At 73.1% G+C, this 12922-nt stretch carries 11 protein-coding genes; 1 reads left to right on the top strand and 10 read right to left on the bottom strand.

The genetic code is table 11. The features are described from left to right. Positions 1–322: 322 nt before the first annotated feature. The 10 genes from GCU69_RS06285 to GCU69_RS06240 form a co-directional block, all read right to left on the bottom strand. Complete coding sequence (locus GCU69_RS06285) at positions 323–790, bottom strand: type II 3-dehydroquinate dehydratase (RefSeq protein WP_156205349.1); 468 nt, start codon at positions 788–790, stop codon at positions 323–325. Further along, positions 787–1878: a 3-dehydroquinate synthase gene (gene aroB, locus GCU69_RS06280; protein ID WP_156205348.1), complete on the bottom strand. Its 1092-nt coding sequence runs from the start codon at positions 1876–1878 to the stop codon at positions 787–789. Before aroB ends, GCU69_RS06285 begins: the two co-directional genes overlap by 4 nt. Then, the gene (locus tag GCU69_RS06275) at positions 1875–2396 is read right to left on the bottom strand and encodes a shikimate kinase (RefSeq protein ID WP_098750912.1); all 522 of its coding nucleotides are present in this window, start codon (positions 2394–2396) and stop codon (positions 1875–1877) included. The genes aroB and GCU69_RS06275 overlap by 4 nt, the downstream gene beginning before the upstream one ends. After that, positions 2393–3577 carry a chorismate synthase gene (gene aroC / locus GCU69_RS06270; RefSeq protein ID WP_098750913.1) on the bottom strand — a complete coding sequence of 395 codons (1185 nt, stop codon included), beginning with the start codon at positions 3575–3577 and terminating at the stop codon, positions 2393–2395. Before aroC ends, GCU69_RS06275 begins: the two co-directional genes overlap by 4 nt. Before the next feature lie 198 nt (positions 3578–3775). Continuing rightward, positions 3776–4624, bottom strand: coding sequence for a shikimate dehydrogenase (locus tag GCU69_RS06265; protein WP_098750914.1), 849 nt, complete (start codon positions 4622–4624; stop codon positions 3776–3778). A 9-nt stretch (positions 4625–4633) separates the two neighbouring features. Next, positions 4634–6484, bottom strand: a complete 1851-nt coding sequence (gene mltG, locus GCU69_RS06260; RefSeq protein ID WP_098750915.1) for an endolytic transglycosylase MltG — start codon at positions 6482–6484, stop codon at positions 4634–4636. 126 nt (positions 6485–6610) lie between these two features. Then, the gene (gene ruvX, locus GCU69_RS06255) at positions 6611–7075 is read right to left on the bottom strand and encodes a Holliday junction resolvase RuvX (protein ID WP_098750916.1); all 465 of its coding nucleotides are present in this window, start codon (positions 7073–7075) and stop codon (positions 6611–6613) included. A gap of 11 nt (positions 7076–7086) precedes the next feature. Next, entirely contained in the window at positions 7087–9756 is a 2670-nt protein-coding gene (gene alaS, locus GCU69_RS06250; protein ID WP_098750917.1) for an alanine--tRNA ligase, read from the bottom strand. Beyond that, a complete protein-coding gene (locus GCU69_RS06245) occupies positions 9756–10148 on the bottom strand; it encodes a DUF6167 family protein (RefSeq protein ID WP_156205347.1) in 393 nt (130 codons plus the stop codon). Before GCU69_RS06245 ends, alaS begins: the two co-directional genes overlap by 1 nt. Before the next feature lie 8 nt (positions 10149–10156). Beyond that, entirely contained in the window at positions 10157–10597 is a 441-nt protein-coding gene (locus GCU69_RS06240; RefSeq protein ID WP_098750919.1) for a DUF948 domain-containing protein, read from the bottom strand. 217 nt (positions 10598–10814) lie between these two features. Here GCU69_RS06240 and GCU69_RS06235 point away from each other — a divergent pair. Then, a partial coding sequence (locus tag GCU69_RS06235; RefSeq protein ID WP_156205346.1) for an ATP-binding protein occupies positions 10815–12922 on the top strand: 2108 nt, incomplete at its 3' end.

Here is a 12922-nt window from a genome sequence, read left to right as displayed (position 1 = left end):
GGCGGCGGCAGCGGAGCCCCCATCGCATGCTGCATCCGCTGACTCTCCGTCTCGTGCGGGCTGTTGGCCGGTGTTCGGGCTGCTCGGGTGGTTGGCCGAGCGCTACCGAACGGTACCTTCCCCGGCCGCCTCCGTGTGAACGGCCGGGGTTTCCCGGACGTGCCCGCCCGGCCGGGCGGGAGGCCGGGAGCCGCTCCCGGACTGCCCGGCCGCCCGTCCGCGGCCGCAGTACGAACACGCTGTTGCCGGGTCCGCGAACGCCCGGCGGAGCCCGGAACGAGCCCGGTCACCGCCCCGGACGTTCTCCCCCCGAGTCCCCCGGTCAGCCGCCCCGGCCCTCGTCCGCCAGGGCACGCAGCGCCAGCCGGTAGGACCCGATGCCGAAACCGGCGACGGTCCCGGAGGCGACGGCCGCGACGACCGAGGTGTGACGGAACTCCTCCCGGGTGTACGGATTGGAGATGTGCACCTCGATGAGCGGAGCGGTGCGCTGCGCCGCCGCGTCCCGCATGCCGTACGAGTAGTGCGTGAAGGCGCCGGGGTTGAGAACGACCGGAATCTTTCCGTCGGCGGCTTCGTGCAGCCAGCGGATCATCTCGCCCTCGTCGTTGGTCTCCCGGACCTCGACGGCGAAGCCCAGCTCCTTGCCGAGCCGGGCGCACTCCTCGACCAGCCCGGCGTAGGAGGTCGAGCCGTACACGTCCGGCTCCCGGGAACCCAGCCGCCCCAGGTTGGGCCCGTTGAGCACGAGGACGTGCCGCGGCTCCGCCCCCGGCTGCTGCCCGCTCACCGGGAGACCTCCGCGTACGCGGCCAGCAGCACGGCCGGATCCGGGCCCTCCAGCACGGTGGGCTTGGCCAGGCCGTCCAGAACGATGAAGCGCAGCAGGTCGCCGCGGGACTTCTTGTCGACCTTCATGGTCTCCAGCAGCTTGGGCCACTGGTCGCCGCGGTAGGTGAGCGGCAGCCCGACCGACTCCAGCACGCTGCGGTGCCGGTCGGCGGTGGCGTCGTCCAGCCGGCCGGCGAGCCGGCCCAGTTCGGCGGCGAAGACCATACCGATGGAGACGGCGGCGCCGTGCCGCCAGTTGTAGCGCTCGTTCTTCTCGATGGCGTGCGCGAGGGTGTGCCCGTAGTTGAGGATCTCGCGCAGGCCCGACTCCTTGAGGTCTGCGGAGACCACCTCGGCCTTGACCCGGATGGAGCGCTCGATCAGCTCCGCGGTGTGCGCGCCGCCGGGCTTGCGGGCCTCGGCCGGGTCCGACTCGATCAGGTCCAGGATCACCGGGTCGGCGATGAAACCGGCCTTGACGATCTCCGCGAGTCCGCTGATGTAGTCGTTGACGGGCAGCGAGTCGAGGCTGGCGAGGTCGCAGAGGACACCGGCGGGCGGGTGGAAGGCGCCGACGAGGTTCTTGCCCTCGGCGGTATTGATGCCGGTCTTGCCGCCGACGGCCGCGTCGACCATGCCGAGGACCGTGGTGGGGACGGCGATCCAGCGCACCCCGCGCAGCCAGGTCGCGGCGACGAAACCGGCCAGGTCGGTGGTGGCGCCGCCGCCGACGCCGACGATCACGTCGGAGCGGGTGAACCCGGTCTGCCCGAGCGCCTTCCAGCAGTAGGCGGCGACCTCGGCGGTCTTGGACTCCTCGGCGTTCGGCAGCTGGATCGCGACGGCCTCGTAGCCCTGTCCGGCCAGGTCCTCGCGGAGCGCCTCGCCGGTGGCCGCGAGGGCCTCCGGGTGCAGCACCGCGACTCGCTTCGCCCGGTCACCGATGAGTCCCGGCAGCTCGCCGAGGAGCTGCCGGCCGACGAGCACGGTGTACGGGTCGGTGCCGGCCGTTCCGCCGACCTCGATGCGGGTGGGGGTCTCCGTCATGCCTTCCTCAGTTCCAGTGCGTCGAGGACCGCTTCGGCGACGTCCTCGGGGGTACGGCCCTCGGTGGCCACGACGGCGCGGGCCACCTCCGTGTACAGCGGCCGGCGCTCCTCCATCAGGGCGCGCCACTGCTGCCGCGGGTTGACCGCGAGCAGCGGCCGGGGGGCGTCCAGGCCGACCCGCTTGACGGCGTCCGCGAGGGCGACGTCCAGGAAGACCACCGGGAGCCCGGCGAGCAGGCCGCGGGTCTCCTCGTCCATGATCGCTCCGCCGCCGAGGGAGAGCACCCCGGGGTGCTCCCCGACCGCGGCGCGCACGGCCTGCCGCTCCAGGGCGCGGAAGTGCGGCTCGCCCTCCTCGAAGAAGATCTCCGGGATCGCCTTGCCCGCGGTCCGCTCCACGTCCGCGTCGGTGTCGCGGTACGTCGTGCCGAGCCGCTCGGCGAGCAGCGCGCCGACCGTGCTCTTGCCGGCTCCGGGCGGGCCGACCAGCACGACGGCGGGACCCGTCCCGGTCACCGGATCGCCAGGTTGTCGAGGAAGGACTCGACGTTGCGGCGGGTCTCCGGGACGCTGTCGCCGCCGAACTTCTCGGCCACCGCGTCGGCGAGCACCAGCGCGACCATGGCCTCGGCCACGATGCCCGCGGCGGGCACGGCGCACACGTCGGAGCGCTGGTGGTGGGCCTTGGTGGCCTCGCCGGTGACGACGTCGACGGTCGCCAGGGCGCGCGGGACGGTCGCGATCGGCTTCATCGCGGCCCGTACGCGCAGCAGCTCCCCGGTGGTCAGCCCGCCCTCGGTGCCCCCGGAGCGGCCGGAGGTGCGGCGGATGCCGTCGTCGGTGGAGACGATCTCGTCGTGTGCCTGCGATCCCGGGACCCGCGCGAGGTCGAAGCCGTCGCCGACCTCCACGCCCTTGATCGCCTGGATTCCCATGAGGGCGGCGGCGAGCCGGGCGTCGAGCCGCCGGTCCCAGTGAACGTGGCTGCCGAGGCCGACCGGCACCCCGTAGGCCAGCACCTCGACGACGCCGCCGAGGGTGTCGCCGTCCTTGTGCGCCTGGTCGATCTCGGCGACCATCGCCTCGCTCGCCTGCGGGTCCAGGCAGCGGACGGGGTCCGCGTCGAGCCGCTCGACATCGGACGGCTTCGGCAGCACCCCGTACGGGGCCTTGGCGGCGGCCAGCTCGACCACGTGCGAGACGATCTCGATCCCGGCCGTCTCCCTGAGGTAGGAGCGGGCCACGGTGCCGAGCGCCACGCGGGCGGCGGTCTCCCGGGCGGAGGCGCGCTCCAGCACCGGACGGGCCTCGTCGAAGCCGTACTTCTGCATGCCCGCCAGGTCGGCGTGGCCGGGGCGGGGCCGGGTCAGCGGGGCGTTCCGGGCCAGCTCGGCCAGCTCGGCCGGGTCCACCGGGTCGGCCGCCATGACCTGCTCCCACTTGGGCCACTCGGTGTTGCCGACCATGACCGCGACCGGCGAGCCGAGGGTCAGGCCGTGCCGTACGCCGCCGAGGAAGGTGACCTCGTCCCGCTCGAACTTCATCCGGGCGCCGCGGCCGTAGCCGAGCCGGCGGCGGGCGAGGGCGTCGGCCACCATCTCCGTGGTGATCGGCACACCGGCCGGAAGACCCTCCAACGTCGCCACGAGTGCGGGGCCATGCGACTCCCCGGCGGTCAGCCAGCGCAACCTGCTCAACGATGCTCCTCGGATACCTTCGGCCGTGCGGGTTCTCGCCCGATCCTCCCACGAGCCGGACCCGGCGCCCCGGCGCGTCCAGGTTACGGACGGAAACCGCCGGAACGGCTGGAAACCGCGGAACAGCCGGGCGCCACGGACCGGACGGGCGCCACGGAACGGCCGGACACCGCGGGCCGGACGGGCACCGCGCGAGAGTCAGGCGCCGCGGGCCGCGAGGGCGCGCTCGCCGGCCTCGCGCATCGCGGCCAGCGGTGCCGGGGCCCGGCCGGTCATCTGCTCGACCTGGAGCACGGCCTGGTGGACCAGGAGGTCGAGGCCGCCGACGACCGCCCCGCCGCGCGCCGACCAGGCACCGGCGAGCCGGGTCGGCCACGGCTCGTACAGCACGTCGAAGAGGGTGCCGGGGCCCTCGGGCACGGCCTCGGCGAGCGCGTCCGTGGCGCCCGCCGGCGTGGTGGCGATCACCAGCGGGTCCTGGAACGCCTTGGCCGCGTCGGCCCAGTCCGCGGTCGTCACCGCGACACCCAGCCGCTCGCCCCAGCGGCGCATCTCCGCGGCGCGGGCGTCGCTGCGGACATAGGCCGTGACCTCGCCGGGGCAGATCCGGGAGAGCGCGGCGAGCGCCGAGGAGGCGGTGGCGCCGGCGCCCAGCACGGAGGCCCGTTCCACCCGCTCCACCCCGCGTTCGCGCAGCGCGGCCAGCAGGCCCGGGATGTCGGTGTTGTCACCGGCCCGGCTCCCGTCCGGCCGGAGGAGCACGGTGTTGACCGCCTCCACGGACGCCGCCGTGCCGCTGATCTCGTCGAGCAGCGGGATGACGGCGCGCTTGAGCGGCATCGTCAGCGACAGGCCCGACCATTCCGGCCCGAGGCCCTCCACGAAACCGGGCAGCGCCTCCTCGTCGACCTGGAAGCGGCCGTACGTCCAGCCGCCGAGGCCGAGGGCCGCGTACGCCGCGCGGTGCAGCACCGGGGAGAGCGAGTGCTCGATGGGCTTGCCGAGCACCGCGGCGCGGCGGGTGCCCGGGACGGGACTGGCTGCCACCGACCCACCTCAACCCTTGTTCTTCTGGTTCTGGTTGAACTCCTGCCGGAGCCTCTCGTGCTCCTCGTGGGTCTCGGCGAACTTGGTGTTCTCGCCGTCGACCGCGACAAAGTAATACCACTCGCCCGGCTCCGGGTCGGCCGCGGCCTCCAGTGCCTCCTGGCCCGGATTGCCGATCGGGCCGGGCGGCAGGCCCCGGTGGTAGTACGTGTTGTACGGGTCGTCGTCGCTGCGGATCTCGTCGATGCCGATCTCGATCTCGCTCTGGCCCTTGAGGTAGTTGTACGCCGAGTCGAACTCGATCTTGCCGTTGGTCTCGGTGTTGCCCGGTTCCAGCCGGTTGTAGACGACCCGTGCCATCTTGCCGAAGTCCTCGCGGGTCTTGCCCTCGGCCTGCACCAGGCTGGCGACGGTGAGGAGTTGCAGCGGCGAGTCCAGCTTCAGCTTGGCCGCCTCGCCCTCCAGGTCGTGCTCGGCGTACTCCGCCTTGGCCCGGGAGACCATCTTGCGGAGGATGTCCGCGGGCTTCGCGCCCTCGCCCGCGTCGTAGCGCGCGGGGTAGAGGAATCCTTCCAGCGGGTCCTTGATCTGCTTGTTGTCGTTTGCCCATTCGGGCAGCCCGAGCTTGTCCGCCTGCTCCTCGGCGACCTTCCGGGTGGTCCCGCGCCGGAGTTCGAGTTTGTCGTCGATGAGCGCGTAGACCTGGGCGTTGCGGGTGCCCTCGGGGATGATCAGGGCGTTGCGGCTCTCCGGGCTCAGCATCAGCGCCACGGCGGCCTCGCCCGACATCTCCTTCTTCAGGGAGTAGACACCGGCCTGGATGGTGGCGCCCTTCGGATTGTCGTTCGCCGCGTCCACGAAGGCCTGGGCGCTCTTGACGACCTTGGCGGACTTGAGGATCCGGCCCATCTCGCCGAGCCCCGCGCCGGGCGGGATCTCCACCTGCGCCGTCCCGCTGCCCTCGCCGGAGTAGTCCGGAGCCGGCCCGAAATGGGTCTGGTAGAAGTCGTACGCGAAATATCCCACCGTGCCGACGCCGCCGACGAGCACCACGCCGACCAGCAGGCAGGCCGTGCCGCTGCGCCGTTTCTTCGGTTTGCCGCCGCGGCCGCGGGACGGCCGGGGCTCGTCGCGGTCGTCGTGGTCGTCGCGGTCGTCGTGGTCCTCGTAGCCGTCCGGGTCGAAGTCTCCCCCGCCGGAGCGGTGTCCGTAGCCACCGGACGGGCCGCCCTGCCGGTCGTCGTGGCCGTCACGGCCGCCGGGGCCGCCCTGCCGGCCGCGGCCGGCCGCGCTGTCCGGCTGGTCCGCGAAGAACGCGTGCTCCGGGCCGTCCGGCTCCTGGGCCCAGTCGGCCATCGGCTCCGGGCCCTGCTGCTGCCGGGGGTCGCCGCCCTGCGGGTCGTACCGCTGCTGCCCCTGCGGACCCGGCTCGTAGCCCCTGGGGTCGTACTGCTGGGGGTCGTACGGGTGCTGCTGGGCGTACTGCCCGCCGTCGTGGGGCTGCTGCTGATAGCCGTACGGATCGGCCGGCTGCCCGTACGGGCCGCCCTGGCCGTAGCCGCCGCCCGCGCCGTGCGAACCGTCCCAGCCGTATCCCCGGTCCGTGCCGTCCGGCTGCGGGTACTGCTGCTGCCCTTGCGGCCCTTGTGGCCCCGGGTACGCATTCCCGTCCCACTGCGGATGCTGCCCGGGGTACTGCTGCTGGTACTGCGGTTCCCCGTACGGACCGGAGCCTGCGGTGGCCTGCTGTCCGTCCCATCCGGCATACCCGTCGCCCCCCTCCCGCCCGTAGCCGGGCGAGAAGAGGGGGTCGTCGGGATGCCACGGTTCGGAGCCTCGGCCCCGGCCATACTCAGTCATCGAACCCCTAGCAACGCGAGACGACTTCCGGTGCGCGTCGTCGGCGCAAGGATCCGGTCCGTCTCATTCCGCTTGTATGCGACACGTGCAGGCCGCCACATCGCGCGGAACGTTACCGTATCGCGATCAGATGACCACTTGGACGTACTCGCCCGGAGCTTTACCCGACACCCGTTCGGTCTCCAGCGCGCTCTGCAGGATGACCACGGCCGCGGCCTGGTCGACCACCGCACGGCCCTTCTTGGCGTTCCTGCCGGAGGCCCGCAGTCCCTGTGCCGCAGTGATCGTACTCATGCGTTCGTCCACGAGCAGCACCGGGACCGGTCCGACCGTTCTGGCCAGCTCCTGGGCGAACGCCCTGACCTTGGCCGCGGCCGGCCCCTCCGACCCCTTGAGCGAGCGGGGCAGGCCCACCACGACCTCGATCGGCTCGTACTCGGCGACGATCGCGGCCAACCGCCGGTGGGCGGCGGGGACATCGCGTCCCGGCACGGTCTCCACCGGGGTGGCCAGGAGCCCGTCGGGGTCGCACGAGGCGACCCCGATCCGGGCGTCCCCGACATCGACGGCGATTCTCCTGCCGCGGCGCACCGGCTGCCCCGTCACGCCTTGTCGGCGACGAGACGCTCGACGGCGGCCATCGCGTCCTCGACGGCGGCCGGGTTCTGGCCGCCGCCCTGAGCCACGTCGTCCTTGCCGCCACCGCCGCCACCGAGGGTCTTCGCGGCCGTACGGACCAGCTCACCGGCCTTGACGCCGCGTTCGCGGGCGGCCTCGTTGGTGGCGACGACGACCAGCGGGCGGTCCTTGACCACCGTGAACAGCGCCACCACGGCCGGCCGGCCGCCCTGGATGCGGCCGCGCACGTCCAGCACCAGCTTGCGCAGGTCGTCGGCGCCCGTGCCGTCCGGCACCCGGCCGGTCACCAGGGCCACGCCCCGCACGTCGCGCGCGCCCTCGGCCAGACCGGCGGCGGCCTGGAGCACCTTCTCGGCACGGAAGCGCTCGATCTCCTTCTCGGCGTCCTTGAGCTTGGCGAGCATCCCGGAGATCTTCTCCGGCAGCTCCTCCGGACGGCCCTTGACCAGGTCGGTGAGGCGCGAGACGACCGTGTGCTCACGGGCCAGGAAGTTGTACGCGTCCACGCCGACCAGGGCCTCGACCCGGCGCACACCGGAACCGATCGAGGACTCGCCGAGCAGCTTCACCAGGCCCAGCTGGGCGGTGTTGTGGACGTGCGTGCCGCCGCACAGCTCCTTGGAGAAGTCACCGATGGTGACGACCCGCACCCGGTCGCCGTACTTCTCGCCGAACTCGGCGATGGCGCCCTGCTTCTTGGCCTCGCTCATGGACATCACCTCGGCGGTGACGTCCAGTTCGCGGGCCAGCACCTCGTTGATCTGCTGCTCGACATCGGTGAGGACCGTGCCGGGGACGGCGGTCGGCGACCCGAAGTCGAAGCGGAAGCGGCCCGGGGAGTTCTCCGACCCGGCCTGCGCGGCGGTCGGGCCGAGGGCGTCGCGCAGCGCCTGGTGGGTGAGGTGGGTGGCGCTGTGGGCCCGCGCGATGGACCGGCGGCGGGTCACGTCGATCACGGCGTACGCACCGGCGCCGACGGTGACCTCGCCGACCTGCACGACACCCTTGTGCACGCTGACGCCGGCCACGGGCTGCTGCACGTCGCGGACCTCGATCACGGCACCGGTGTCGATGCGGATCCGGCCGGTGTCGGCGAGCTGGCCGCCGCCCTCGGCGTAGAAGGGGGTGCGGTCCAGCACGACCTCCACCTCGTCGCCCTCCTGGGCGACCGGGGCCGGTACGCCGTCCACCAGCAGGCCGACGACCGTGGTCTCGCCCTCGGTGTCGGTGTACCCGGTGAAGACCGTGGAGCCGGAGCGGTCGGCGACCTCGCGGTAGGCGGAGAGGTCGGCGTGTCCGGTCTTCTTGGCCTTGGCGTCGGCCTTGGCGCGCTCCCGCTGCTCCTTCATCAGCCGGCGGAAGCCCTCCTCGTCGACGGACAGGCCCTGCTCGGACGCCATCTCGAGGGTGAGGTCGATGGGGAAGCCCCAGGTGTCGTGGAGCAGGAAGGCCTTGTCCCCGGGGAGGACCTTGCCGCCGGCGGACTTGGTCTCGCTGACGGCGGTGTCGAGGATGTTGGTGCCGGCCTTCAGCGTCTTGAGGAAGGCGGCCTCCTCGGCGAGCGCGACGGTCTCGACGCGCTTGCGGTCCTCGACCAGCTCCGGGTACTGCTGCCCCATCGTTTTGATCACGGTGTCGACGAGCTCGGCGACGACCGGGCCGGTGGCGCCGAGCAGCCGCATGTTGCGGATGGCACGGCGCATGATGCGGCGCAGCACATAGCCGCGGCCCTCGTTGCCGGGGGTCACGCCGTCGCCGATGAGCATGACGGAGGTGCGCAGGTGATCGGCGACGACGCGCAGCGAGACGTCGGTGTCCTCGCCCGCTCCGTAGCGGACGCCGGTCAGCTCGGTGGCCTTGTCCATGACGACACGGAGGGTGTCCGTCTCGTACATGTTGTGCACGCCCTGGAGGATCATCGCGAGGCGTTCGAGGCCCAGGCCGGTGTCGATGTTCTTGCTGGGCAGCTCGCCGAGGATCGGGAAGTCCTCCTTGCCGGAGCCCTCGCCGCGCTCGTACTGCATGAAGACCAGGTTCCAGATCTCCACGTAGCGCTCGTCGTTGACGGCCGGGCCGCCCTCCTCGCCGAACTCGGGACCGCGGTCGTAGTTGATCTCCGAGCAGGGCCCGCAGGGGCCGGGGACGCCCATCGACCAGTAGTTGGGGCCCATCCCGAGGCGCTGGATGCGCTCCGGGGGCACGCCGACGACATCGCGCCAGATGCGCTCGGCCTCGTCGTCGCGCTCGTAGACGGTGATCCAGAGCTTCTCCGGCTCCAGGCCGTAGCCGCCGTCCGCCTGGGGCGTGGTGAGCAGCTCCCAGGCGTACTTGATGGCGCCTTCCTTGAAGTAGTCCCCGAAGGAGAAGTTGCCGCACATCTGGAAGAAGGTGCCGTGCCGCGTGGTCTTGCCGACCTCTTCGATGTCGGGGGTGCGCACGCACTTCTGCACGCTGGTGGCGCGGTCGTACGGCGGCTTGACCTCGCCGAGGAAGTACGGCTTGAAGGGCACCATGCCCGCGGGGACCAGGAGCAGCGTCGGGTCGTCCGCGATCAGCGACGCCGACGGGACGACGGTGTGCCCCCGCTCCTCGAAGAAGCGCAGCCAGCGGCGGCGGATTTCAGCCGACTCCATCAGTGGTCCTCATTCCGGTTGTGCGGGTCGTAGGGGTAACGCCGGGTGGGCGTGGGCGGGTGTGACGTGCCCCGCGCGGGCGGGCGCTGGGTGTCCTGCCCGGCGGGCCGGGGGCCGCCCAGTGCGGCCGGGCGGCGGGCCGCGGGGAGTTCGCCGGTGCCGTCCGGCGCGTCGAGGCCCAGGGCGTCGTTCAGTTCGAGTTCGCGCTGGGCCATGCCGGCCTTGACGTCGAGCGCGAAGTCCTTGAGCCGGTGCCCGGCCTCGACGGCCTTGTCGGCGGCCTGTGCGGCGAGGCTCTCCGGGGTGAGCCGGCGCAGCTTGCGGTGGACCTTGGTGGTCGCCCACACGCCGGTGGCGGCGCCCGCGGTGAACCAGAACGTACGGCGGAACATCGGTCGTCTCAGCCCTTTCCTCGCCGGTCGCGGCGGCTGCCGCCGCGAGCCCCGGGCACCGCGCGTCCCACGACGACGGTGCGGCGGGGGGACGCCGGCCCGGCGTCCTTGCGTCCGAGTGCCCGCCGGACGCCGTAGCCGAACGCCGCGACCTTGACCAGCGGGCCGCCGAAGGTGGAGGCGACGGTCGTGGACAGCGCCGAGGCGTTGGAGGTGACCTCCTGGACGTCGGTGGCGATGGCGTCCACCCGGTCGAGCTGGCTCTTCGCGGAGCGTACGGTCTCGGACGCCTCGCCCAGCAGCGGAACGGCGTGCTCGGAGACGTCCGCCACCAGCCGGGTGGCCGCCTTCAGCACCTGCGCCAGCCGCGCCAGCGCCACGGCGAGAAAGGACACCAGAATGGCCCAGAAGACTGCCACGAGGATCCCGGCCACCTCACCACCGGACACGCTGCACCGCTCCCTCGAAGACGACTTCCCCCGGTTCACGTCCGGGGGGTCACCGCCGGTCAAGGCGGCACCGGCCGGGTGCGTGATGCCGCGTCCGGCCCGGTGCAAGCCTATCGCCTCGGGCCGGGGCGCCCGTACCGGATTTGCCGGTGCCGCGCATCCGCCGCGGGGCAGCCGATTGTACGGTCCGCACACCTGTGGGTACGCTCCGTGTTCCATGCGACACACCACGTCGGACGACGGCCCGCGAGACGTCCCGCCGCCGGGCGGGCTGCCCGCCGAGCTGACCCGGTTCGTCGGCAGGCGGACGGAACTGGCGGGTCTGGCACGGCTGCTGGACGACGCGCGGCTGGTGACCGTCACGGGCTGCGGCGGTGTCGGCAAGAGCCGGCTGGCCCTCCGGGCTGCCGCGGACCGGGCCGCGCAGAAACGCTTCTGTACGGAGGTCCGGCTGGTCGAGCTGACCGCGCTCGCCGATCCCGCGCTGCTCGACCACGCCTTCAGCGAGGCGCTCGGCCTGACCGACCACTCCCCGCGTCCCCCGCGCGCCGTACTCGTGGACCAGTTGGCGGGGCGGCAGCTGCTGCTGGTCGTGGACGGCTTCGAGCACCTCGTGGAGGAGTGCGCCGCCCTGCTGGGGGAACTCCTGTGCCGGGCGCCCGGGCTGCGGGTGCTCGCCGCGGGCCGCCGGCCGCTGGGCGTGCCCGGCGAGCGGATCTTCCCTCTCGCCCCGATGCCGACCCCGCTGCCGCCGCGTCCGGGCGGCGGGGCGGCCGTACCGGCGGGGGACGCGGTGGAACTCTTCGCCGAGCGCACCGCGGCACTCCTGCCGGACTTCGAGGTGACCGGGGCGAACGGCCGGGAGATCGCCGAGATCTGCCACCGGCTGGACGGCATTCCGCTCGCCCTGGAGCTGGCGGCCGGGCGGCTGCGCGCCCTCTCCCCCGCGGAACTGCTGCACCGCCTGGACGACCGGTTCCGGCTGCTCACCGGTGGCCGGGGGCCGCTGCCCCGGCACCACACGCTGCGCACGGCGATCGGCTGGAGCCACGAGCTGTGCGCCCCCGCAGAGCGGCTGTTGTGGGCCCGGCTGTCGGTCTTCGCCGGCCAGTTCGACCTCGACGCGGCCGAGTACGTGTGCCCGGGGCCGGAACTGCCCGCGGACGACGTGCTCGACACGCTCTCCGAACTGGTGACGCAGTCGGTGGTGGTGCGCGAGGACACCCCGGCGGGCAGCCGCTACCGGATGCTGGACACCGTACGGGAGTACGGCGCCCGCTGGCTCGACGCGCTGGGGGACGGCGAGCGGGTCCGGCGCCGGCACCGCGACTGGTATCTGGGCCTGGCGACCTGGTGCGAGCTGGAGTGGTTCAGCCCGCGGCAGGCGGAGGTGGCCGCCCGGATCGACAGCGAGCTGCCGAACCTGCGGCTGGCGCTGGAGTTCAGCCTGGAGAGCCGGGAGACACCGGACGTTCCGGAACCGCCGGGCCCCGGCGCCGAGGTGCGACTGGGCCGGCTCCTCGCGGGCACCCTGTGGTTCTACTGGGTGGGCTGCGGCCGGATGGCCGAGGGCCGGCACTGGCTGGAGCGCTCCCTGGAGTGCGGATACGGGTGCGGGGACGAGGACGACGAGGCCCGGCTCAAGGCCCTGTGGGTGCTCGGTTACGTGGCGGTGCTCCAGGGCGACACCGTCCGCGCGCTGACCGCGCTCCAGGAGTGCGGCAGCCGGGCCGAGGCGTCCGGCAACACCCGCGCCGCCGCCTACGCCCTGCACCGCACCGGCTGCCTCGCCCTGCTCACCGACGACGTGCCGCGCTCCGAGCGGCTGCTGCGCTCGGCGGTGGAGCAGTACGCGGAGATCGGCGAGCTGAACAGCAACGTGCTGATGGCCCGGGTGGAGGTGGGGCTCAGCCGGGCGTTCCAGGGGGATCTCGCCGGCGCGGAGTCGGCGTGCGAGGAGGTCCGGGGGGTCTGCGCGGACCACGGCGAACGCTGGACGCTGGCGTACGCCCTCTATGTGCTGGGTTTCGCCGCGTTCCGGCGGGGCGACCTGGACGCCGCCCGCGGGCTGCTGGAGGAGTGTCTCGCGACCAACCACGCGTTCCACGATCTGGTGGGCACCGTCCTGGCGCTGGAGCTGCTCGCCCTGATCACGCTGGAGGAGGGCGACCCGGAGGCCGCGGTCGTGCTCCAGGGCGCGGCCGGGCGGATGTGGCGCTCGGTGGGCGCGCCGCTGTTCGGCTCCCGCCACTTCCGGGCGCCGCACATGCTGTGCGCGGAGCGGGCGCGCGAGCTGCTGGGGACGGAGCGCTGCGCGGCGCTGCG

Origin of the sequence: Streptomyces lycii, assembly GCF_009735685.1 — a bacterium.
GTDB classification, from domain to species: domain Bacteria; phylum Actinomycetota; class Actinomycetes; order Streptomycetales; family Streptomycetaceae; genus Streptomyces; species Streptomyces lycii.
The sequence above is the reverse complement of the archived record's forward strand: the minus strand, read 5'-3'. Positions and strand labels throughout refer to the sequence as shown.

Coding starts and splice junctions, on each gene's coding strand:
- GCU69_RS06245 (WP_156205347.1), bottom strand. CDS start 10,148: ATGTTCCGCCGTACGTTCTGGTTCACCGCGGGCGCCGCCACCGGCGTG.
- alaS (WP_098750917.1), bottom strand. CDS start 9,756: ATGGAGTCGGCTGAAATCCGCCGCCGCTGGCTGCGCTTCTTCGAGGAG.
- aroB (WP_156205348.1), bottom strand. CDS start 1,878: ATGACGGAGACCCCCACCCGCATCGAGGTCGGCGGAACGGCCGGCACC.
- mltG (WP_098750915.1), bottom strand. CDS start 6,484: ATGACTGAGTATGGCCGGGGCCGAGGCTCCGAACCGTGGCATCCCGAC.